The sequence below is a fragment of the Sediminibacterium sp. FW305-C-61 genome (assembly GCF_058231065.1).
This window is the reverse complement of sequence record NZ_JBIQXR010000006.1, coordinates 110,259-133,711: the sequence shown is the minus strand read 5'-3', so window position 1 is coordinate 133,711 and position 23,453 is coordinate 110,259. Positions and strand designations below refer to the sequence as shown.

Here is a 23,453-nt window from a genome sequence, read left to right as displayed (position 1 = left end):
TTATTCCTTATTTCTTTATATCACCAGATTCAACACCAGTACCCCCACAATCCCCAGCACCGAAATAATCGCTTCCATTACGGACCAGGATAGGAAGGTTTGTTTGAGGGTGAGGTTGAAGAATTCTTTAAACATCCAGAAACCGGAGTCATTGATATGCGATCCAAAAACGCTTCCGGTTCCTATAGCCAGTACCATTAGCTCTGGAGAAACTGCACCTGCTGTTACCAATGGTGTTACAACACTTGCAGCGGTAATACCTGCAACCGTTGCCGATCCGATGGCGATTCTGAGCATCGCCGTTATGATCCAAGCAAAAATAAGGGGAGGCATTTCCCATTTACTACTGAAAGAAGCAATGTACTGATCAGTACCACTGTCTTGTAATACTTGTTTGAATATACCTCCGGCAGTAATAATCAACAGGATAACAGCAATCCCCGAAATGGCTTCATTCAACCATTTGGTGATGGTTTCCATATTGTTCCCGCCTTTTATACCGAAAAACCAGATGGCCATAAAAACAGCAATAAGCAAGGCAATCGTTGGGTCGCCAATAAATAAAACCGCTTTTTTGAATAGTCCATCTGCTAAAAAATATTGAGCCAGCACTGCCAGCGTAATAAGTATAACAGGCAGGAGTCCGATCAGAAAACTTGGCAATGTGCCGGGTAGTTTTTTGTTTTCTTCTGTTGAAGTACTAAACAGAAACGACGAAATATTCACTTCCGTTTTTTTCAATAACCTTCCAAGCATAGGGCCCGCAACTATTACAACAGGTATCGTTATAATCATTCCATAAACCAGTGTTTTTCCCATGTCTGCATGGAATGCATTTACCAGAAATACCGGACTCGGATGGGGTGGAAGAAAGCAGTGGGTAGTAGATAGCGCGGCAGCCATTGGAATAGCCACATATAATAAAGGGAGTTTTGCTTTATGTGCCACAGAAAATACCAATGGTACAAGTATTACAAAACCTGCATTATAATAAAGCGGAATGCCGATAAAGAAACCTGTTAACATAATGGCCCACTGGATATTTTTTTCACCAAATCCATTAATCAGGGTCGTCGAAATTTTTTCTGCAGCACCACCTGTTTCAAGCAATTTTCCTAAAATAGCACCCAGGCAAATAATTAGTGCCAGTCCTCCCAAAGTATTTGCAGCTCCTTTCTCTACTGATTTAATTATTTCAGCCGGTTGCATGCCCAAACAAATACCAGATAGAATAGCAACGATCAACAGTGATAAAAAAGGACTCACTTTTTTATAAGTAAGGAATAGTTGCAGGCAGATGGCTAAAAAAATGACAAGCAGTTCCATAGAATACTTTAAAAAGGTGAAATATTTATTTCGATGATGGAATAGCCATCACAGCTTCCAGAGCGGGCTTTGGTTGTTTATTTCTATCCCATAATAAAGGATAATTGGTTCTGTTTGGAATAGGGTAGTCGTTTTTCCAACTCATTCCATCATGAATTCCCCAGCAGGTTACACGGGCTATTTTATCGCGTCTGCCATAAAAAATACCAAATAGTTCTTTGTACCGGTTGGTTAATGCCTTTTGTACATCATCCGGCAATCCTTTTTGGTAAGGGTCTAAAAATGTTTTGAATTCTTCCAACTGAAATTGTTTATCGCTCATGCCTTGCCCGATAATCTGTCCTTCTTTGGTCAATGGTAAAACATCTACATCCAGTTCAGTGATCATTACTTTTACGCCCGTAGCAGCATAAGCATCAATGGCAGATTCAATGTATTCGGTTTTAGGGAAGTTAAGTCCCCAGTGACCCTGAATACCGACACCATCAATCCTGATACCTTCCTTCTGCAACATTTTTACCATTCGAACAATGCCATCTCTTTTGGTGGGGCGCCATGCATTGAAATCATTATAATACAATTCGGTATTAGGTGCATATTGACTGGCAAATTTGAATGCATACTTTACAAGCGTATCGCCATTACCAAATGCATTTACCCATGTTGTGGGCCTGTAACTACCATCGTTGTCGATTACTTCATTAACTACGTCCCAGGCATGAACCCTGCCAGCATAACGACCGGCTACTTTTTCAATATGACTGCGCAGTCGTTCAATCTGTTCTGCTTTAGTGTTTGGCTGCCCATTTGCATTAGTGAAAAACCATGCAGGCACCTGATTATGCCAAACCAGGGTATGACCCACAATAAACATTTTATTTGCTTCGCCAAAAGCAACAAAAGCATCTGCCGGACCGAAATTGAATACACCGGGTCTTGGATTAACCAGTGCAGCTTTCATAGAATTTTCCAGCGTAATACTGTTGAAATGCTTCACCACAATAGCTTGTGAAGCTGCATCGCTTCCTGATACGATAGCATCGTTAACTGCTGCGCCAATAAGGAATGTATTTTTATAGGCATCTTTTAATCCAATTGTATCCGATTTTCCCTTACCGGTAAAACTTACAATCGCATAAAGTACAAAACCATAAGCTGCAATCAGGAGCCATTTTTTTTTCATATAGCTGGTATTTCTTTTCAATCAGGCAACTATGTTAACCAATGTGCCGATTGATTCGATGGAAATGCTTATTTCGTCTCCGCTTTTTAAAGTGAAGCTGCTATCTGGTACAATACCGGTGCCCGTCATCACCAAGCAGCCGAAGGGAAAACTCGCTTCTCTGAATACAAAAGATACTAATTCTTCCGGAGTACGTTTCATTTGTGACAATGTAATTGATCCTTCAAAGACAGTCTTATCAGCTCTATTAATAGAAAGCGCTATTGCTGTTTCTTTACTAAGTGGTTTGTCGGTAAGATAAATACAAGGACCAACTGCAGCACACGCATCATAAGTTTTTGCCTGTGGCAGGTACAAAGGGTTTTCTCCTTCGATGCTTCTGCTGCTCATATCGTTTCCTATAGTATATCCAATAATTTTACCTGACGAGGTAACTACCAGTGTAAGCTCTGGCTCCGGCACATCCCATGTACTGTCTTTTCTGATCCTTACTTTTTCACCATGCCCTACAACCCGATGAGGAGTTGACTTGAAGAACACTTCCGGTCTTTCTGCTTCATATACTTTTGCATAAAAATCTGCCCCACCACTGTCTTTACTTTCTTCCTGCCGGCCTATTTTACTTCTCAGATAGGTAACACCGCAAGCCCAGAGTTCCTGCTGGTTCCCTATAGGCGCTCTTAATGCGTCATCCTCTATATGGTTAATAGGTTGAGCCTTTCCCGAATTGATCCATTCGGTTGACTGAATTAACGCATTATCGTTATTGATAAAGCTGTTCCAGTCTTCTCCGGCTGCAAAGAAAAATTGACTGTCTTGTTCTAATGCAATGCCATGCTGTAAGTGATAGGCCTTCATCTGTTTTTATTTTAACTTAATCCTTAATAAATACATATCATTGGTAACAAATAATGTCTTTTCATCGGCAGATAAAGCGACATTGGATGCTGCTTCCTGGAGTTTTATTTTACCAAGTAATACCGCTTTACTGTCGAAGATCCAAATGCCACCCGGACCGGAAGCAAATACAATTCCTTTGCGGTTTATTTTAAGTCCGTCGGGTAAACCTCTTTCACCTTTTTGCATTTGTGCACGATAAAATATTCTTCCGTTTTTGAGTTGATCACCTGATACATCATAAATATACCAGTTTGGTTTTGCAGGGTCTGAGTTTGCAACGATCAATTGTTTTTCACCAGGCAGAAAAGCAATACCATTTGGACGGGTAATACTGTCAGTAAGTAAAACAACTTCTCCAGATTTATTTACTTTATAAACGCCATTGAACGAAATTTCTTTTGCCGGATCCTGATCGTTTTGCATGGGCAATCCATAAGGAGGATCTGTGAAATATAATTCACCTGATTGACTGAAAACAGCATCGTTTGGACTGCTGAATTTTTTACCATCATAATTTCCGGCAAGGGTTGAAAAAACAGGCTTAGGGTCATTTAATCCAGCTTCCATTCTCGCCATTTGTCTGTTTCCATGTTGACATAATACGAGGTTACCGTTTTTATCTAATAATAGTCCATTACTACCTGGCTCTTTACTTTTTGAATTGGTACCACTAAAACCAGATGGGGTGAGGTAAACCTCTGTTCCTTTTGCGGCTGTCCATTTATAAATCGTATTCTTTGGCACATCTGAGAATAAGAGCATATTATATTTAGCAATCCACAGTGGCCCTTCACTCCAATCAAAACCTTCTGCAATAATTTCGGCCTTGCTTTCAATATCAATGACTTTGTCCAAAGAACTGTTTAATCGTTCAATCGAACCTGTTGTTTTATATTGTGCGAATAAAGAAAAGGGTAGAGCAAGCGAGACTAATAAAAGAACGATAGTATTTTTTTTCATGCTTTGTAATTAATGTGAATCTCTGGTAACTACTGAACCGGAGCTTCCCTGTAAAAAGTCGAGGTCTGCGCCTGTATCTGCTCCCATTACGTGTTTAATATATAAGCTAACATAACCGCGGGTAGCAGCAGGAGGAGGGGCAATCCATTTACTTCTTCTTTCTGCAAGTTCTTCTTCAGAAACATCGAGATGAAGTTTTCTTGCTTCAACATCCAGCTCTATCAGGTCGCCGTTTTGTACCAGTGCCAGATTTCCACCGATAGCCGATTCAGGGGAAACATGTAGAACAGCTGTTCCATAAGCTGTTCCGCTCATGCGGCCATCACTTATACGAACCATGTCTTTGATGCCTTTTTCCAGTATTTTTTTGGGTAATGCCATATTACCAACTTCAGGCATGCCTGGGTAACCTACGGGCCCCACATATTTTAACACCATCACACAATTTTCGTCGATATCCAGATTGGGGTCATCTATACGGGCATTATAGTCTTCAATGCTTTCAAAAACCACAGCCCTTCCTTTGTGTTTCATTAAATGAGGAGACGCTGCAGATGGTTTTATAACGGCTCCATTTAATGCAAGATTTCCTTTAACAACAACACAGCCTGCTTCCTGAATCAGGGGCTCGTTATAAGTGGAAATTACTTCTGTATTATAGCATTCTGAATGGCCTTTTATATTCTCATGATGGTTCTTTCCTGTTACCGTAATTACATTCTTGTGTAATTCGTTACGTAGTTCATTTAATATTACCGGTAATCCGCCAGCGTAATAAAAGTCTTCCATTAAAAACTTTCCGGACGGCATCAGATTCAACAGCAAAGGTATTTTGCTTCCTAAGGTGTCAAAGTCGTCGAGTGTAAGTGGTACACCTATTCTTCCTGCAATTGCCATCAGGTGAATGATAAAGTTTGATGAGCCACCAACAGCAGCGTTTACTTTTATGGCATTTTCAAAAGCTTCGCGTGTGAGTATTTTGTCGATGGTAAGATTTTCTTTCACCATTTCAACAATTCTTCTGCCACTCAGTTGTGCCATTACTTTTTTTCTTGAATCGGCTGCCGGAATAGCAGCAGCGCCGCTGAGTGTAAGTCCAAGTGACTCTACCATACATGCCATAGTAGATGCAGTTCCCATCGTCATACAATGACCAATACTTCTGCTCATACAGCTTTCTGCATATTCACATTCTTCCTGGGTCATTTTGCCCGTCTTCATGTCTTCATCAAATTTCCAGACATGTGTTCCACTGCCAATGGTTTGTCCTTTATAACGTCCATTCAACATAGGTCCACCAGGAACTACAATGGTTGGAAGTCCCACACTTGCAGCGCCCATTACAGTAGAAGGTGTAGTTTTATCGCATCCGGTAAGTAGTACTACACCATCCATCGGATTTCCCCTGATTGATTCTTCTGCATCCATGCTTGCCAGATTTCGGAAAAGCATGGCAGTTGGTTTAAGCAATGTTTCACCCAAACTCATAATCGGAAACTCAAGCGGGAAGCCACCTGCTTCTAATACTCCTCTTTTAACGGCTTCTGCATGATCGCGGAAATGAGCATTACAAGGAGTTAATTCACTGAATGTATTACAAATACCAATTACGGGTCTGCCATCAAACATATCTGTTGGCATACCCTGGTTTTTCATCCAGCTTCTGTAAATAATTCCGTCTTTATTCTTTTTGCCAAACCAATCCTGGCTGCGTAATTTCTTATCCATTTGAACAATTTTGAATCATCTTCATAAAAATAGTTAAACCCGCCATTCATCTACGTTATTATTCAAATAATCGGTGAGTTTATTAGTCCAAAAAGACCTCATGTAGAAACACAAGGTCTTATGGTTATGTAAAACCTCTCAAGCGAGACAGTTTAATCTTTGCCTGATATATGTTCAAATGTTTTTTACAAATTTTTCCTATTTGTTAAACGGTGTTCTGTATGTAATGAACATGCTGTATAACGTATCAGGCTATTTTAAGAGCTACCAGTTGTTAGTATTTATTAATTCTTATCCCAAAAAACCCTTGTGGTTAAATTGTCATTTCCTCCGATACTGGCAACTGCTTCAGAATAATTGGCATTGTTTCTTGATGATTCTTCATTCGGGTATGCGAAACGTCTTACGAACCCACCCTGAAGATTATTATTATAGGCGTTCGGTGTTAGTGTTGGAAAACCGCTTCTTCTAAAGTTGGCGAATCCTTCTGCACCATTACCAAAACATGCAATCCAATATTGTGTATTGATTTGTTCCAATGCATTTACTGCTGAATAGGCTACTGTAGGATCAGTTAAATAGGCATTTTGTAAGCCAACAGCAATAGCCGGGCTTGGCACATTTGGATACAACGAGTATTCATCCATTGATGAACGTACACCAGCCTCATAATACTGTTGAGCTGTTAATGCTCCGGTAAGTCCTGTTAACCAACCCCTGAATGCTGCTTCTGCAAGTAAAAATTTGGTTTGAGCATTGGTTACAAAAAACACTGGCGCAATGGCACTACCAAAAACGGTAAAATTGAGTTGAGAATAATTCTGCCCGGTACCTGCTGTACCCCTATAACCAGGCGCATTCAATACACTTGTTTGATCGTACCCAACAGGGAAGCCAAATTGGTTGTCGGTTGTTGTATCCGGAACAAGTGCAAGCACCTGATTAGGGTTGGCATATTTGCCTGAAACATATTTAAGTCTTGGGTCCCTGGTATTTTTTAATTGCGAAACAAATGGCTGGGCCAGGTAATAGAAATAGGGATTGGTTCCTCTTGGGCCTGCATTTAACGAGTTGTTATAAACCGCATCGAATTTGATTAACACATTATCCGAATTGGTCTGCATTACGCCTCCATTGTATGCTTCCTGTACAATTGACCTTGCTTTTGTAGCATCTAATTTTGAATAGCGCATGCCTAATCGAAGAAGTAATGAATAACCAAGTTTTTTCCATTGTGCTACCTGTACCGCAGCCGAGCTGGAGGTTCCGAAAAACAAGTCTTCTCTTACCAGGTCTTTAGACGGATCAAGTGCCGCAGTAGCATTTTTGAATTCGTTGTACAATGCATCATAGATCACTTCATCCTTATCATATTTCGGATAAAATACCGCTTCCAGGTAGGCCTTGCCTGATTGGCTGTATGGAATATCGCCATAAGTATCTACCAATACCATATATTCATAAGCCTTCCAGATCCGGGCCATATTATACAAATTGGTACGTGTGGTAGTAGTTTTTAATTCATTTACAATATGCTCTAATAACTTTATCGTTCCCGGATACAAAGTATTCCATGGTGGTGTATTAAAGTTGTTATTGTCTTCATTGAAGTTAAAACCGGCTGTTGCCCCGGTATTGTATGCATTTACAAATTGCTGAACTATTGTTTGTTCTCCTTCCCAGAATCCGGTATAGGAAGTGCGTTGTGCATTGGTAAAAACAAGTGCAGGATCTATACTGGTTAATGCATAAGGGTTAGTATTAATTTCTTCGAAATTTTTACTACACCCCGTTAAGAGGGAAATAGCAAGTGATATGATTAATAATGAATGGAACTTTTTCATGTGGTGGTTTTTAGAATTTTACATTAAGTGTTACACCATAGTTGCGGGTTGTTGGTAGTGTTGTTTGTTCGTAACCAACCCTGTTATCACCGGAAGAAGCAAATGCTTCCGGATCAAGATCAGCAATGTATTTTTTAATGATCAGTACATTGCGGCAACTAGCTGAAAGTGTTAATCCTTTAATGAATTTCACATTTCGGTTCATGAACCTGGTAAAATCATACGTAAGGGTAATATTCCTTAGCTTGATGAAGTCGGATTTAAAAATAAAAGGATCAGCAATTTGCAGGTTTCTATAATCTGTATAGAATAGCTGTGGGTCTACGGCAACAGTGTTGGCCGTACCTGCAGCATTAACACCAGGGAAAATTACTCCTCCGTTTCTTCCAACCAACGATGCTTTTGTATGACCTTGTCTGAGGCCATTTAAAGCAGTTGATGATAAAATTTTGCCTCCGATTTTATAGTCGATATGAACAAGTAAGCTGAGGTCCTTGTATTTGAATGTATTATTCCATCCACCTGTATATTTAGGAAGTGCACTGCCAAAAAGCACATCAGGACCGGTACTTGCCAGTAACCTGCCATTATTGTCGAGCATAATTTCTCCTTTCGCATTTCTGCGATATGTTTTAGCTGCCAACTGATTTAAAGGCTGTCCTACTTCATAAACCAAAGAACCAATAAATTCATTGCCGCCAAAAGATGTTACAATTATACGGTTCGTATTTGGTGCAAGAGCCAGCACTTTTGTACTATTTGTAGCCATGTTGAAAGAGCTGGTCCAAATAAAGTCTCTCTTCTTAACAGGAACTACTTCCAGTGTAAACTCCAAACCTCTATTCAATAATGAACCAAGATTTAGTGGAGTACCATTATATCCGGATGCGTTTGATATTTGAACAGTGAGTATCTGATCAATTGTTTTTTTCTCATAAGCAGCAATATCTACATTCACCCTGTTATTGAACATTTTCAGTTCCACACCAATTTCTTTGTCCTTTACACTGAATGGTTTAAGTAAGGAGTTTGGACTGTTACCATTTGCAATATTACCAAGTGCCAGACCATTGAATGGGTTAGGGAGAATACTGTAAGTGAGTAAACCTGAAAATGCATTGATACCATTTGCACTACCTACATCCGCATACGATGCCCTGAATTTACCATAATTCAACCAGCTTGCTTTTTTCAGGAATTCAGAAAAAATAAAGCTACCGCTCACAGAAGGATAGAAATAGCTATTGTTTTTTGGATTCAATACCGTAAACCAGTCATTACGACCTGCCAGATTCAGGAATAAAAAGTTTTTGTAACCCAATTCGGCAAATGCGTAAACCGAGTTTACCCTCTCCCTGTATATGCCATAACTGGTTGGGTTATTAGGATCTGATTTTGTTATACCATTTTCAAATGAGTAAAGGTTTCTTACTGTGAAATCCTGTACACTCAGGTTTGAACCTCTTGAATAATTGGTATATACGTTTCCTCCTGCACTCAGGTCAACGGATAAATTTCCAAACTTACGGTTGGCACCTACCAGGATATCCATGTTTAATTGTCTGTTATTGCCATTGTTTACGCTATAAGTACCATTATAACCTGTTCCTGCACCATTGAGCGGAGTTGAAGTACCTACGCCTGTTGGCAGATTTTGTTCCAGGAAGGTTACGCCATAATCCATATTCGCCCGACCTTGTACATACAACCATTTAAATGGTTCATACCTTACAGTTGCCGTAGTTAGGAAGCGATCTCTTTTATTGGTGATGAATTGGCGTGGCATGATAAAATAAGGATTGATCAATGTAGACTGAAACCCAGATGTTTGCGTTTCTGTACCATTAGGAGCAACCGCTTTTTCACGGAGTACATCAAGGCTGATTGAATTAGCCATTCTGTATAAGAAATTCGGTGAGCCTACGCCCTGAACACCTACCTGAGGCGGATTCATATTCTGTTCATTGGTATAGTTTACATTCATCTGAACAGAAAGCTTGTCTGTGATAGAATGACTAACGCCAAGGTTTACGATCTTCTTTTTGTAGGTATTATTGGGAGAAATACCCTTCGCTTCCATATTGGAGAATGAGGCTCTGAAACTTCCTTTAGCATTTCCTCCGGATAAAGCGATTGTATTGGTAAAAGATGTACCTGTACGATAGAAATCTTTGATCCTGTTTTTGTGTGCAACATAAGGTCTGGATACACCATCAAATTGTACGGTTGGACTTCCATCTAATTTTGCGCCCCAGCCAAATTGTCCTGTAGTTACTGCCTGACCTTGTGTAGTTGGTTTAACACCGGCTTGTCCCTGTCCGTATTCATATTGAAAGTCAGTTAAATCAATAACTTTATCCGCAGAATAGTTTGAAATATATTCAACACCTATACCGCTATTTTTAGAACCATTTTTAGTAGTAATAATAATGGCACCATTGGCAGCCCTTGATCCATATAGAGCCGCAGCAGTGGCACCTTTCAGTACAGTCATACTTTCAATATCATCAGGGTTTATCTGTTGCATATTATCTCCCAAGTCAATTGAAGCATTTCCATTTGCACCTCTGGCATCCTGATCCATCGGTAAACCATTGATTACAATCAAAGGAGAGTTATTTGCACCACTAAAAGCAGATTGTCCCCTTAACCTGATTTTTGTACTGGATCCTGCGCCAGAAGAGGGTGGAGAAATATCTAAACCGGCTACTTTACCTTCCAGTGCACTCATGATATTATTTGTACGATTTTGCTGAACTTCATTTAATCTCACATTTTCTGCGGCATATCCCACTTTTTTGGCTTCTCTGCGAATACCTAAAGCGGTAACAATAACGGCATCCAGTTCTGAGCCATCATTTCTTACCATATTAACCGCAATAGATGAGCGATTGTTTACGGGGATCTCTACTGTAGTAAAGCCTACAAAACTTACGACAATTGCGTCGCTGGCTTTTGCTGCAATAGAAAAACTTCCGTTGGGGGCAGTGGTAGTTACTTTCGTAGTACCCTTAACCGTTACGGTAGCGCCGGAAAGTGGTTTGCCACCATCGTCTACAACGGTCCCGGTAACAGTCTGGGCCTTTGCTGTTGTAAAAATGGTGAATAGTAAAATGATTGATAAGAACCTGATAAACAATTGGTTTAGTCCAGGCATAGAATTTTCCTTCATACGGCAAGTCGTTTTGATTAATGTATAAATACCAGCATTTGGCAACAGCTGGCCTATCAAAGCAGCACTAAAGTAGGAGAGTGTTTTCCGGATAGCTACCAAAAAAAAACTTTGTTGGTTTTTGTAAATGACCCTCAAATAAATTTCCTTACTTTAAATACCTATATTAAAGCATTGCGATTGCCTTAACAGCCTTTAAGTAGTCTGTTCAAATTGCCTATGAACCAGTTTGTACTAACTCAGCAAAAAGATCCGGAACTGCGTCTCTTTCCGCATATTTTGGAAATTGGTGTTCTGAAGAACACGGCAATCAGGTTAAGCGGGTTCTCCAAATCCTGTTGTTCAGGGGTAAGGATTTATTTTATTCAGGAAGGGAAATTTGAATGGTTTATTAATGACCTGTCATACTCGCTGTTTCCCGGCGATTTATTATTTATATCTCCCAATGTAGTCCTTTCAAGTTCCAACGATGTATTGGAAATAGGCAGCTTTTCATGGATACAGATTGCTACTGATATGAATGATCATAATGAAACGGGTAAACATTCATGGACTGCGCTTTCTAAAAAGGAAAGAGATGAAATAAAAGGGATATTGTATTTAAACAATGCATCTGTTGTTCAAAAATTTACAGAGGCCGGCACTATTTTTAAATGTATCCAGAAAGAAATTTTTGATCAGCAGATAGGTTATCAGACCAGAATTAACCACCTGATTGATGAAATGTTTATACTCATCACCAGGAACCTGACATGCATTTCGAATTCTGTACGCGACTTCCCTTCAACATTTATGAAACTTGAGCAAGAGCTTCGGCGCGACCTTGCTCGTCAATGGACTGTAGAAGAAATGGCCTCTTTTGTTGGGCTGGGTACAACCCTTTTTAATGAGAAAGTAAAAAGCTATTCTGGGTTTACTCCGCTGGCCTATCTTATAAATATAAGGGTGTCAGAAGCAATCAAATTATTAAAACAACCCGATATTAATCTAACAGATATAGCACTTGATACCGGCTTTTATTCATCGCAGCATTTTTCTACCACTTTTAAAAAACTTACCGGGTACACACCTAGCGAGTTTCGCAAAAACCATTTATAAACACATCAACTTTTTTATATGGAATGTATTGTAACCATTGAGCTCGGAACAAATGCAGTAAGGGTTTACGCATTTGATATAAATGGTAATCAGATTGGTTCCTTAAAAGGTTATTGCCCCACATTTCATAGTGAGCCCAATTTCAGCGAACAGGATCCTGACCAGATTTTTATAACCATGTTGTATGTACTTAAAAATCTTTTGAATGATGTTGTTCATCCAAAAAATTATAAAGTGGTTTGTATCTGCTTTTGCTCTTCTATGCATAGTTTACTCGCCGTAGATAAACGGGGTAATCCGATCGGTAATGCAATTATGTGGGCCGATAACCGGGCTATTAAAGAAGCCGCTGACTTAAAATCTTCTGATCTGGGAGCTGATATATACACCGCAACAGGTACTCCATTGCACCCCATGTCGCCACTGGCAAAGATTACCTGGATAAAAAATAATGAGCCTGAGAAGTTTAAGCAGGTGGATAAATTCCTTTCATTAAAATCATATATACTGCAGCAACTAACCGGAGAGTATATGATAGATCATAGCATTGCCTCTGCAACCGGTTTATTAAATATTCATAAGGTTGCCTGGCATCCTGAGTCATTGGCCTATGCAGGTATTCATACAGGTATGCTACCAGAACTGGTACCTGTATTTACAAAATCAGGAAAGCTGAATAAGGCTTACCAAACTTCATTAGGACTATCAGCAGATACTAAAATACTAGTGGGTTCAAGTGATGGTTGTATGGCTTTACTCGGAGATGGTGTTATTAAAGAAGGCATGGCTACTATTACTGTAGAGGATAGCGGGGCTGTAAGGGTGATGGGAGATAAAGTACTGCAGGATCAACAGAAAAGATTTTTTAATTACCTGCTTACAGAAGGCAGGTATATATCAGGAGGTCCTACCAATAACGGCGGTATCATTTTCGAATGGTTTACAAGGCAATTTGGTGATTTTAAAAATCCATTCGATATAGAACACAGCATGCTAGCGCTGATCAATGAAGCTGCAACTGTTAATCCTGGTTCCGATGGGTTGATATTCTTACCTTATTTACTGGGTGAAAGGGCACCAATATGGAATGCCAATGCCAGAGGGATGTTTTTTGGTATGAATATAAAGCACAAAAAATCTCACTTTATCCGCGCTGCCATAGAAGGTATATTGTACGAGATATATAGCATCGGTAAGATCCTGGAAGAACATTCTAATATCCACACATTAACCATCAATGGAAGTTTTGGTTCGCTACCTTTTTTCTCACAAATGGTAGCAGATATATATAATAAACCGGTTCGTCTTAGCCAGGATTACCATAGCGTGAGTTATGGTTCCTATTTACTAAGTGCAACTGAAATGGGTATTTATCAATCTCTAGACGAAGCAGTACAGAAAGTAACGCTTACCGATACCTTACTTCCCGATAAGAAAAACCACAAAACCTATTTGCAGTATTATCAAATATTTGAAAGGCTCAGTTACAAATTAGCTGATGAATTTGAACAGATATCCAATTTGCAGCAACAGTAAATAAATAGCATCATATAGTCAGGAAAATTTATGCCCATGAAAAAGTTTAAGCTCATTATTTTATATAACCTCACTTTTCTCTCGCTTATTACTGCAACTTTTAGTTGGTTAAATGGGTTGAGTCAAATTGCAGGCTGGTCATTAGCAGTATTTTTTCTTTTGCTTTCCCTGGTTTGTAGAAATGTACAGGCTTTGCGTGGTATAGCTTTTACCATGATAATTTTTTCTGTTGTAACCATTGCTTTTATTCATCCCGATTATTTTATTTCCTGGTTCGGGTTTCCGTTGAGCAGTGCTATCATTCCATTAATTCAACTGCTGATGTTTGGCATGGGGTCTTCGATGGGCATTCGTGATTTTGAAGCAGTGATAAAATCTCCCAAGGCAGTAGCGATAGGTGTAGTCTGTCAGTTCACCATTATGCCCCTATTAGGGATGGCACTGGCTTTTGCCACAAATCTTCCGGCTGAAATAGCAGCAGGTATTGTTTTAATTGGTTGTTCGCCTAGTGGACTGGCATCAAATGTGATGTCTTATCTGGCTAAAGCAAATCTTGCATTATCGGTTACGGTAACTTCTGTTACAACTTTACTTGCACCACTTGTAACCCCATTACTGATGAAGTTAATTGCAGGAGCTTATATTGAAATTAATACCCTGCAAATGATGTGGGATATTGTAAAAATGATCCTGATTCCAATAGGTGCAGGTTTACTCTTTAATAAACTTGTAAAAGGAAAATCCAAATGGCTGGATGATTTCATGCCCTTCTTATCCATGTTTAGTATCGCCTGTATCGTGCTCATTATTTCTGCAGCAGGAGCAAAATACCTGATGCAAATGGGGTTTGTATTAATTATTGCAGCGCTGATTCATAATTTATTCGGATACCTCCTGGGATATTGGGTAAGCAGGTGGTTTAAATTACCAGAAAAGGATTGCCGGACAATTGCCATAGAAGTTGGTATGCAAAATGCCGGACTGGCTTCTGGTATAGCCAAACAACTGGGGAAAGTTGCTACTGTAGGATTAGCGGCCGCTGTATTTGGCCCTGTAATGAATGTTACCGGATCGATTCTGGCAAGTTGGTGGCATAACCGGTATCCTGAGGATAAGAATAAGTGAATGAACAGCACAATAAATTGGTTAATCTTAAAACAAGCTATATGAAAATGAAATGGAAATTACTCTGGTCTTTTTGCTCATTACTACTATTCAACACACAAATTCATTCGCAGAATGTGCAAATTAGTAAGGAGCAACTTTTGTTGCTAACTCCTGAATGGAAAGGGGAACGTTTCCCGGATGGCCGGCCTAAAGTTTCTGACAAAATTTTAGCGCGGATGAAAAATGTTAGCGTTGAAGAAGCCTGGGCGGTAATGAAAAATGCCGGCTATGCTTATCAGATTGCTGAAGGCTGGTTGACTATTAACCCTGACAGTACATTGGTTGGAAGGGCTGTGACTGCAACATTTATGCCTGCAAGACCAGATGTATGGAAAGCAATAGATTCAGCCGGAAAAAAACAGGGCAAACGTGGACAAAATACATGGCCTGTAGACCTTTTGCAGAAAGGGGATGTATATGTTGCAGATCAGTTTAGTGCGCATAAGAATGGCCCCACCATTGGAGATAATGTAGGAAACGCCATTTATGCACGCACAGGAAATGGCATTGTATATGATGGAGCATTAAGAGACCTTGAAGGATTAAAAGAAATAGGAGGCTTTACTTCTTTTTACACCAGCTACGATCCTTCTTTTCATAACCCGCCCGGCGACCTGAATACCATGATTGTTGGTATCAACCAACCTACACGTATTCGTAAAGTCACTGTTATGCCTGGTGATGTTGTTCTTGGAAAACTAGGGGTTGTAGTTTTTATTCCGCCACATCTCGCAGAGAAGGTAGTTACCACTTCAGAAATCGTTAGCCTTAGAGATATGTTCGGGCACCAAAGATTACGAGAAGGAAAGTACACTGCCGGACAAATTGATACAAGATGGTCTGCGGAAATTGAAAAGGATTTTTCGAAGTGGTTAAATGAGCATATAGATAAACTTCCTGTACCCAAAGAATTTATCCAGGAATATTTAAAAGACAGGACTTGGTAATCTTAAATTATTAAACAAAGCAATTTACTTATATGGAAAATACTAAATCACGAAGATCCTTTCTCAGCAAGGCTGCATTAGCATCAGCAATGCTACCCTTCACAAGTTTCAGCAGTTTCGGAAACGGCTACCAGCAAGCTATTGAAAATACAGAGAAGAGATCTGTGCCCAAAGATCTTAAGATAACAGAAATTAAATGTGGTTATATCAGGGGTAGCTTATTTGTAAAGATTTTCACTAATCAGGATATAACCGGAGTTGGCGAAGGCGTGGACGCTGTTGCAGGAACATACCATTTGGTGAAAAATTTTGAAGCCAGGTTAAAGGGCAGAAATCCTTTAGATGTGCACAGACTATTTGAAGAAATCAGGCGAGGCGGTTTCTTTCAAGGGGCGCAAGCAGGCATGTATATCGCTGTATTGTCTGCTATAGAAACTGCGCTATGGGATGTTGCAGGGAAGGCTTTAAACCTGCCTGTATATCAATTGCTGGGCGGCAAATTCAGGGATAAGATTCGTGTCTATTGTGATACTGCATTGTATCAACGTAACCTTCCCCAGGCCAAAGACTTTGCTGATGCTGCTTTGAAATCAAAAAGTATGGGGTTTAATGCTATTAAGTTTGATCTTGATCAGGCAAATGATCCTAATAAATATGATCGATATAACTGGACTGCCAGTCCGGGTGAATTGAAAAGAATGTACGACCAGATTGCTGCTGCCCGCGAGGCAGTGGGCCCGAATGTGGATATATTGGTAGATATGCATGGCCGATATGATGCAGTAACCGGTCATGCTGTAGCAAAACTTATGGAACCGCTTAATTTATTATGGCTGGAAGAACCAACACCTGCTGAGAATGTTGAAGTGTATAAGTCAATCACTGATTCAACCAGCACACCCATTGCTGCGGGAGAAAACCAATACCTTGCACATGGTTTCAGGCGCATGCTTGAAATTGGAGCAGTAGATATTGTAATGCCTGATTTACAAAAAGCGGGTGGATTGGGTGAGGGGCAGCGAATCGCAAACCTGGCAAATCTTTACTATACACCTTTTGCACCACACATGGTAGCTTCTTTCCTTGGATGCATGGCAGCCTGCCATGTTTGTGCTTCAGTTCCCAACTTCCTTATTCTTGAGTGGCAGTCTTATTTTCATACCGATCCGATGTACAAAGAAATTGTGCAGTATGATGGTGAATGGGTAAAAGATAGTTTTATCACTTTATCTGAAAAACCAGGTATTGGGGTAGATATTAATATTGATGCGATGAAGAAATATGCTGTTCGTAATGTGCCCTTTTTTGAATAACTGACCTGTTCGGCCTGCTTATAGTTCTTCTATTTTGCAGGCCGAACATTATTTTGTTCATTAGGCTTTATCTAATAAAACGCGTTCTCCGGTTCTCATAGCTTTATAGATAGCCTGTAAATATTTTACATCTCTTCTGCCCATTTCACCAGGTACAATGGAAGGTTGGTTATTTAATATGGATAAGGCAATGGCATCCATTTGTCTGGCCTGTTGATTTACCTGCGGAAAGCCCATGTTACCTTCGGGTGTTTTGCCGCTTAGTCCCCCATAATTATAGGCGGTAGTTAATTCAAAAACACCTTTCTCAGCTTCGGCCTTTAAAAAATTCATATTATCATCGTAGCTGGCATATCCTTTACCAATAAGGCCATCCGGGAACTCAAATTGCCAGCTAAGTGATTGTTCCACTTCACTGAATCTTTTAAAATCTGTTTTCTTTCCTTCCTGTGCACTTACGGCAACAGGTTCCATGCCAGTTGTATAACACATGCCCTGAACTGCGTAAATGCCAAGATCCATCAATGGCCCGCCACCTGCATATTTCTTTTGTAAGCGCCATTGATTTGGTGCGGCTTTAAATCCAAAGCCGCCACTGATTTGTTTTATACGTCCATATATTTTTGAAGTACCCAGTCTGGCCATTTCAAGATTATAGGGCTCAAAATGCAAACGATAACCGATGGAAAGAAACTTATTTGCTTTTTTTGATGCTGCAATCATTCTGTCGCAATCCTCTACAGTAATAGCCATAGGTTTTTCACAAATCACATGTTTGCCTGCTTCAAATGCACGAATGGTATATTCAGCGTGCATATTATTCGGAAGTACTACGTAAATAATGTCTATATCCGGGTTGTCTTTAATCTGATCAAAAGTTTCGTAATTATAAATATTCCTATCATTCAAATTATATTTTGCTTTCCAGGCCGGAATTTTAGATGGGGTACCAGTTACTATACCTGCCAGATAACAATTTTCCGTTTGTAACAGAGCCGGGCCAAGCTGACCTGTAGCATAATTACCTAATCCTACCAACGCAATGCCAAGCTTTTTACCTTGTCTCATACCTATTGAATTTAAATCCGAAAGAACCGATGTTTCTGCTAATCCTAATAAGGGAGCGGCTAATCCTGCCATACCAATGGTATTGATAAACCTACGTCTGGAGAAATTCTTATGCTCTTTCATTGCTTCACAATATATCACCTAATATAATTGTTATTTCAGTAATGTGGTAATCTTTTCGCAGTAAATATGTCAGTTGCTTTAATCCAGAAAATTGCTTCGGGTATTTTAAAGTGTCGTTTTGTTTGTTGCATACAAATTTGCAAAATGGGTCAGTTTAATAGACTGATTTGCAGTTTCTTGTCAAGACCTGGTCAGCTACTCAATTATTAAAATTGCTTTTTTTGTGTAAAAAAATTTTCTTCAGTTGCATTAGTTTACTATAAATGGATTGAAATAATGCAAATGATTTCTTTTGCTGTCAATTAAGCAATTGTCTGAAAGCCGTATGCCGGCCATACTCTCGTATATACTTTCTGGTTGTACTTTTTGGGAGCTGGTAGATTTTTATAAATCTCTTTATAACTCGCTTTTACATTTACAGTAATCCAGATAAATATCAACACCACTTAACTGATAAATGCTGGAATAGTACAAGTCAATTTTTCTCATGTGTTTTATAAAAAATGCAAAGCGACCCGGATTTCTATCCGGGTTTTTTAGTAAAAAGCAAAGCAGGAATTGATTTTTATAAAATCTATTTACTAAAACATTGACCACAGAATATGAATAACCTGAATCTAAGTGAGTATTCATTCGGCCGCTGATTTTGGCTTTCGATCTTATGATTACTGTTATTGATGTTTTTTTAGCATAAGCAATAATCGTGAGAGCTATTTTGGATTAAAATCAATGTTGTATGAAATATTTTTATGCTTTTTTACTTCAAGGTATTTTTCTTTTGGCTATTTCTTCTTCTCAGGCACAGGTAAAAATTTCATTTGAGAATCCGCCTCCTGAACCAGCCATATTTTTTCCAGGTGTGATAAGTACCGGATTGGCTGAAAGGGATTTTGCCTTATCACCTGATGAAACTGAAATATTCTATACTATTCAATCACCATTGGGTTATTTCCAAACCATCGTTCACATGAAATTGGGAAAAGACGGATTATGGAGCAAAGCAGAACTGGCACCTTTTGCCGGTAATTATAGTGACCTTGAACCATCTTTTTCTCCTGATGGAAAAAGGCTTTATTTTTCTTCTAATAGACCTGTCAGTGGCGATAAACTAAAGGACTATGACATTTGGTATATTGAGAAGAAGGATGGCATGTGGTCAGCTATCCCTGTTAATCTTGGAACACCTGTAAATACCGAAGCCAATGAGTTTTATCCTTCCTGTACAAAATCTGGTAACCTGTATTTTACTGCATCGTATAAAAACGGAGTAGGAAGGGAAGATATTTTCGTGGCAATTAATGAAGATGGGAAATTTAAGGAACCGGTTGCCCTTGATACTGCCATAAATTCTGTATTAGATGAGTTCAATGCGTATGTATCTCCCGAGGAAAATTTTATTATGTTTACTTCCTATGGTCGGAAAGATGATATGGGCAGAAGCGATTTGTATATGAGCCAGAAAGATGCCACTGGTAAGTGGACCAAAGCAGTGCATCTTCCATTCTTAAATTCGGTAAGAATAGACTACTGTCCTTTTTTAAGCTTTGATAAAAAGAAACTTTTTTTTACAAGTGAACGAAATCAGTTAAAACAAATATTTGAACCAAGAACTTCGCTTGATCAGTTAAAAAAATTATTTGGATCTCCACAAAATGGCACCGGAGATATTTATTGGGTGAATTTTGAAAAGGTTTTGGCAAGTATCAGGTAATTCTTCTCATTGAAATATTTAAAACAGGAGTAATAGCTAAAATTACAGTTTATTACTCCTGTTGTTATTTACCAACTACAGTTTGCTGCGTTTGAAATACAGTTTTTTAGTCAGCAGTGATTTTTACTTCAATTACTTCCTCTTGTAGACAGATTCCTGCTGTTGGTTGAAAAGAAATTTTTTTAAGCAATAGATGGCAAAAATTTACTGTCAACTAAATAATGTCTTGATGTAAAGAATGAACAGCACAGTTCTTCTCATGCATACAAAAGACAGCATGAAAACTATTTTCTGAAACTAAAACTTACTCTATGAGAAAAGGAATTGTTTTATGGTGTTTTGCGCTACTCAGCAGTTTATGCTTGCTTGCGCAAACACGTATCGTCAAAGGAAGGGTTACCGATGAAACGGGTAATCCGATTGCTGGCGCATCTGTTCAGGTCAAAGGTACCCAGAATGGTGCTACTACAGACGGCGATGGTAATTTCTCTATTTCAGTACCGGCTACCGCAAAACTTTTTGTTGTATCATCCCTAAACTTTATCAAAAAGGAAGTTGCTATTGGGAAAGGAACTTCACTAACCATCGCATTAAAATCAAGCGATGCGAGTTTGGAGGAAGTGGTAGTTATGGGATATTCAACTGTTCGAAAGACAAATCTTTCGGGATCAGTTGCAAAAGTTTCAGGTGCAGAAATTGAGAATCGTCCAAACCTGAGTTTTGATCAGGCTTTAACTGGTAAAGCTGCGGGGGTACAAGTAAATACCTCTTCAGGCTTAATTGGTGCACCGGTTAATATTCGTGTAAGAGGAACTTCATCCATTTCTTCAGGTAGCCAACCTTTAATTGTAATGGATGGTGTACCGCTTATTCAGGGTGATAACGGTCAGTTGTATAACCCAACCAATGCATTGGCAGATATTAATCCCAATGATATAGAAAGTGTTGAAGTATTAAAAGACGCTTCTGCAGCATCTATATATGGAAGTCGTGCTTCAGGTGGTGTACTAATGATCACAACAAAAAAAGGTAAATCTGGTGCTCCGCGAATTACCTACAATGCTTATTTCGGATATAGTCAACCATCCCGGTTAATGAAAGTGCTTGATGGTCCTCAGTACACTTCAGTAATTAACACAATGAGAACAAATGCGGGATTAACAGCTTCGGCAGCCAATGGCGACTTTAATGGCGATGGGATAACAGATAATACCGATTGGCAGGAACAGGTTTATAGAAAAGGTATTACACACGATCATCAAATCGGCATAAGCGGGGGCTCGGAAAAAACAACCTATTATGCTTCTTTAGGATTCAATGATTTTGAAAACTATATCATTGTTAACAGACAAAAAAGAGCTTCTGCACGTTTAAACCTAACCACAAAAGTTACCAATTGGTTTGAAATTGGCATTAAAACACAGTTTACCAGAACAACTCTATATGGCTTAGGTTCTGGTACTGGTGGAGCATTAAGTGGCGTTCCTTTTGGTCCTTTAACTGCTTACCCCAATGTACCTGTATATGATGCTACCGGAGCTTATTATGTAGGCAACGGAGGTAATACAGTGGCGCAGAATACACCCAACCCCGTTGCTGTACAAAACCTGAATTATGATACAAGGGATAACAGAAGATTTATCAACAGTGTATATGGTGAGTTGACACTGTTAAAGGGACTAAAATTAAAATCTCAGTATAATACAGATATGCAGATTGGTTTTACCGATCAGTATTGGGATCCTTCAGTAGGTGATGGTCAAGGCCTTGCAGGTTTGGGTCAGACGGTAGCTACAGATTCCAGGGTATGGAGCTGGTTCAACACGCTTAATTATAATAAGAAATTCGGAGACCATGATCTGGGCGTATTAGCTGGTGCTGAATACACTAAGAGCTATGCAACATTTAATTACGCTTTTGGTATTGGTCTGAATGATCCACTAATCAGGATCATCGATCCTGCAAATTTCGCTACAAGTGGTGGTCAGAATGGGATTGATATCAATAATGGGTTGGCTTCCTATTTCGGAGGATTCAATTATGGTTTCAAAGGAAAATATTTGGCGAGTTTTAATATCAGGAGCGATGCTTATTCAGGATTTGGTCGCACCAACCGTTGGGGATACTTCCCATCAGGTTCTGCCGCCTGGAAAATATCGCAGGAAGATTTTTGGAAATCCAGGTTAATATCCGACCTGAAATTACGTGCCAGTTATGGTATTACCGGTAACTCAAATATCGGGAACTATCCTAGTCTTGCAACTTTTGCGCCAACTCAATATGCAAATATTGCATCCTTAAACCTGAACAATCCTGGTAACAGTAATCTTCGTTGGGAACAAACTGGTCAGTTCGATGTAGGGGTTGATTTGGTAATGGGTAAGGGGATCAATATTGTGTTGGATTATTATCGCAAAAAGACCAAGGATCTTATTCTTAATAATCCCATTCTGGCTACCGTAGGATTCCCGGGTAATACCATCACTGAAAATATCGGAAGCATAGAATCATCAGGATTCGAACTTTCGTTGAATGTACCAGTAATTAATAAACGCGACTTTAAATGGGATATCAGTTTTAATGGTGCTACCAATAAAGCAAAAGTTATTTCAACCAATGCTTTTGGAAATGATATACTTGGCGGACAGAGCATTGTACGTCCAGGTTATAATATGAGTGCCTTTTACCTGATACGCTGGGCAGGGGTTAATAGTGCAAACGGGTTACCAACATTCCTTGATGTAAATGGCGTATTGAAGCAATATGATCATGCGGCACCGGCAGCTAACAGGTGGACCAGGGTAAGTGATGGTGCTGTAACCACTGCTATTACGGCTGCTGACCGTGTTGTGTTGAATGATAAAACACCTTATCCAAAATTCTTTGGAGGATTATCGCAGCATTTTAGCTACAAGCAAATGGATCTTTCTTTTGATATGCAATATTCTTTTGGCGCCTACACTTTTAATAATACCATGCAAAACCTACTGCTTATGACGGGTACGCGTAATAAGAGTACAGAGATCTTAAGAGCATGGACAAAAGCAGGTGACCAGACAGATGTTCCCAAATTGTTTTTTGGTGAAAATCAATCAACCCTTGGCTCTACCAGATTTCTTGAGAAAGCTGATTTTGTAAGGATGAGGAATATTCAGCTTGGGTACACTTTACCAAAGAAATTGCTGGAGAAAGCGCATATTTCAAACCTGAGGGTATATGCTCAAATACAAAACGCATTTACCATTACTGGCTATAAAGGTATTGATCCGGAAAGTAATGCGAATGGCAATGTAAATATTGGATTAGGTATTGATGGCTTCAGACCATATCTGGCCCGCACATTCACTTTTGGTATCAACTTAGGACTCTAACATTAA

At 39.3% G+C, this 23,453-nt stretch carries 15 protein-coding genes; 7 read left to right on the top strand and 8 right to left on the bottom strand.

The genetic code is table 11. The annotated features are described in order from the left end of the window. Positions 1-15: 15 nt before the first annotated feature. The 7 genes from ACH30E_RS15100 to ACH30E_RS15070 form a co-directional block, all read right to left on the bottom strand. On the bottom strand, positions 16-1,326 hold the full coding sequence (locus tag ACH30E_RS15100) for a gluconate:H+ symporter (protein ID WP_490825496.1): 1,311 nt from the start codon (positions 1,324-1,326) through the stop codon (positions 16-18). A 25-nt stretch (positions 1,327-1,351) separates the two neighbouring features. Further along, positions 1,352-2,509: an endo-1,4-beta-xylanase gene (locus ACH30E_RS15095; RefSeq protein ID WP_490825495.1), complete on the bottom strand. Its 1,158-nt coding sequence runs from the start codon at positions 2,507-2,509 to the stop codon at positions 1,352-1,354. Between the two features lie 21 nt (positions 2,510-2,530). Continuing rightward, complete coding sequence (locus tag ACH30E_RS15090; protein ID WP_490825494.1) at positions 2,531-3,367, bottom strand: fumarylacetoacetate hydrolase family protein; 837 nt, start codon at positions 3,365-3,367, stop codon at positions 2,531-2,533. A 6-nt stretch (positions 3,368-3,373) separates the two neighbouring features. Beyond that, positions 3,374-4,369, bottom strand: coding sequence for an SMP-30/gluconolactonase/LRE family protein (locus ACH30E_RS15085; RefSeq protein WP_490825493.1), 996 nt, complete (start codon positions 4,367-4,369; stop codon positions 3,374-3,376). A gap of 9 nt (positions 4,370-4,378) precedes the next feature. Next, positions 4,379-6,097 carry an IlvD/Edd family dehydratase gene (locus ACH30E_RS15080; protein WP_490825492.1) on the bottom strand — a complete coding sequence of 573 codons (1,719 nt, stop codon included), beginning with the start codon at positions 6,095-6,097 and terminating at the stop codon, positions 4,379-4,381. Between the two features lie 284 nt (positions 6,098-6,381). Then, a complete protein-coding gene (locus tag ACH30E_RS15075; RefSeq protein ID WP_490825491.1) occupies positions 6,382-7,941 on the bottom strand; it encodes a SusD/RagB family nutrient-binding outer membrane lipoprotein in 1,560 nt (519 codons plus the stop codon). 10 nt (positions 7,942-7,951) lie between these two features. Next, positions 7,952-11,113 carry a SusC/RagA family TonB-linked outer membrane protein gene (locus tag ACH30E_RS15070; RefSeq protein WP_490825490.1) on the bottom strand — a complete coding sequence of 1,054 codons (3,162 nt, stop codon included), beginning with the start codon at positions 11,111-11,113 and terminating at the stop codon, positions 7,952-7,954. 219 nt (positions 11,114-11,332) lie between these two features. Here ACH30E_RS15070 and ACH30E_RS15065 point away from each other — a divergent pair, with 219 nt between their 5' ends. The 5 genes from ACH30E_RS15065 (at position 11,333) to ACH30E_RS15045 (ending at position 17,174) form a co-directional block, all read left to right on the top strand. After that, positions 11,333-12,211 (top strand): helix-turn-helix transcriptional regulator, encoded by an 879-nt coding sequence (locus ACH30E_RS15065; RefSeq protein ID WP_490825489.1) that lies wholly within the window; start codon positions 11,333-11,335, stop codon positions 12,209-12,211. Positions 12,212-12,229: 18 nt separating this feature from the next. Then, positions 12,230-13,747, top strand: a complete 1,518-nt coding sequence (locus ACH30E_RS15060; RefSeq protein WP_490825488.1) for a gluconokinase — start codon at positions 12,230-12,232, stop codon at positions 13,745-13,747. A 36-nt stretch (positions 13,748-13,783) separates the two neighbouring features. Further along, on the top strand, positions 13,784-14,872 hold the full coding sequence (locus tag ACH30E_RS15055; protein WP_490825487.1) for a bile acid:sodium symporter family protein: 1,089 nt from the start codon (positions 13,784-13,786) through the stop codon (positions 14,870-14,872). Positions 14,873-15,090: 218 nt separating this feature from the next. Continuing rightward, a complete protein-coding gene (locus tag ACH30E_RS15050; RefSeq protein WP_490839011.1) occupies positions 15,091-15,861 on the top strand; it encodes an RraA family protein in 771 nt (256 codons plus the stop codon). A 32-nt stretch (positions 15,862-15,893) separates the two neighbouring features. After that, positions 15,894-17,174: a mandelate racemase/muconate lactonizing enzyme family protein gene (locus ACH30E_RS15045; RefSeq protein WP_490825485.1), complete on the top strand. Its 1,281-nt coding sequence runs from the start codon at positions 15,894-15,896 to the stop codon at positions 17,172-17,174. A 60-nt stretch (positions 17,175-17,234) separates the two neighbouring features. Here the strand turns inward: ACH30E_RS15045 and ACH30E_RS15040 are convergent, their stop codons facing one another. After that, a complete protein-coding gene (locus ACH30E_RS15040) occupies positions 17,235-18,365 on the bottom strand; it encodes a Gfo/Idh/MocA family protein (RefSeq protein WP_490825484.1) in 1,131 nt (376 codons plus the stop codon). 736 nt (positions 18,366-19,101) lie between these two features. Here ACH30E_RS15040 and ACH30E_RS15035 point away from each other — a divergent pair. Together ACH30E_RS15035 and ACH30E_RS15030 are read left to right on the top strand one after the other, a co-directional pair. Then, a complete protein-coding gene (locus tag ACH30E_RS15035) occupies positions 19,102-20,076 on the top strand; it encodes a TolB family protein (RefSeq protein ID WP_490825483.1) in 975 nt (324 codons plus the stop codon). 311 nt (positions 20,077-20,387) lie between these two features. Beyond that, positions 20,388-23,447, top strand: coding sequence for a SusC/RagA family TonB-linked outer membrane protein (locus ACH30E_RS15030; RefSeq protein WP_490825482.1), 3,060 nt, complete (start codon positions 20,388-20,390; stop codon positions 23,445-23,447). The last annotated feature ends 6 nt before the right edge of the window (positions 23,448-23,453 follow it).

Coding starts and splice junctions, on each gene's coding strand:
- ACH30E_RS15100 (WP_490825496.1), bottom strand. CDS start 1,326: ATGGAACTGCTTGTCATTTTTTTAGCCATCTGCCTGCAACTATTCCTT.
- ACH30E_RS15095 (WP_490825495.1), bottom strand. CDS start 2,509: ATGAAAAAAAAATGGCTCCTGATTGCAGCTTATGGTTTTGTACTTTAT.
- ACH30E_RS15090 (WP_490825494.1), bottom strand. CDS start 3,367: ATGAAGGCCTATCACTTACAGCATGGCATTGCATTAGAACAAGACAGT.
- ACH30E_RS15085 (WP_490825493.1), bottom strand. CDS start 4,369: ATGAAAAAAAATACTATCGTTCTTTTATTAGTCTCGCTTGCTCTACCC.
- ACH30E_RS15080 (WP_490825492.1), bottom strand. CDS start 6,097: ATGGATAAGAAATTACGCAGCCAGGATTGGTTTGGCAAAAAGAATAAA.
- ACH30E_RS15075 (WP_490825491.1), bottom strand. CDS start 7,941: ATGAAAAAGTTCCATTCATTATTAATCATATCACTTGCTATTTCCCTC.
- ACH30E_RS15070 (WP_490825490.1), bottom strand. CDS start 11,113: ATGAAGGAAAATTCTATGCCTGGACTAAACCAATTGTTTATCAGGTTC.
- ACH30E_RS15065 (WP_490825489.1), top strand. CDS start 11,333: ATGAACCAGTTTGTACTAACTCAGCAAAAAGATCCGGAACTGCGTCTC.
- ACH30E_RS15060 (WP_490825488.1), top strand. CDS start 12,230: ATGGAATGTATTGTAACCATTGAGCTCGGAACAAATGCAGTAAGGGTT.
- ACH30E_RS15055 (WP_490825487.1), top strand. CDS start 13,784: ATGAAAAAGTTTAAGCTCATTATTTTATATAACCTCACTTTTCTCTCG.
- ACH30E_RS15050 (WP_490839011.1), top strand. CDS start 15,091: ATGAAAAATGTTAGCGTTGAAGAAGCCTGGGCGGTAATGAAAAATGCC.
- ACH30E_RS15045 (WP_490825485.1), top strand. CDS start 15,894: ATGGAAAATACTAAATCACGAAGATCCTTTCTCAGCAAGGCTGCATTA.
- ACH30E_RS15040 (WP_490825484.1), bottom strand. CDS start 18,365: ATGAAAGAGCATAAGAATTTCTCCAGACGTAGGTTTATCAATACCATT.
- ACH30E_RS15035 (WP_490825483.1), top strand. CDS start 19,102: ATGAAATATTTTTATGCTTTTTTACTTCAAGGTATTTTTCTTTTGGCT.
- ACH30E_RS15030 (WP_490825482.1), top strand. CDS start 20,388: ATGAGAAAAGGAATTGTTTTATGGTGTTTTGCGCTACTCAGCAGTTTA.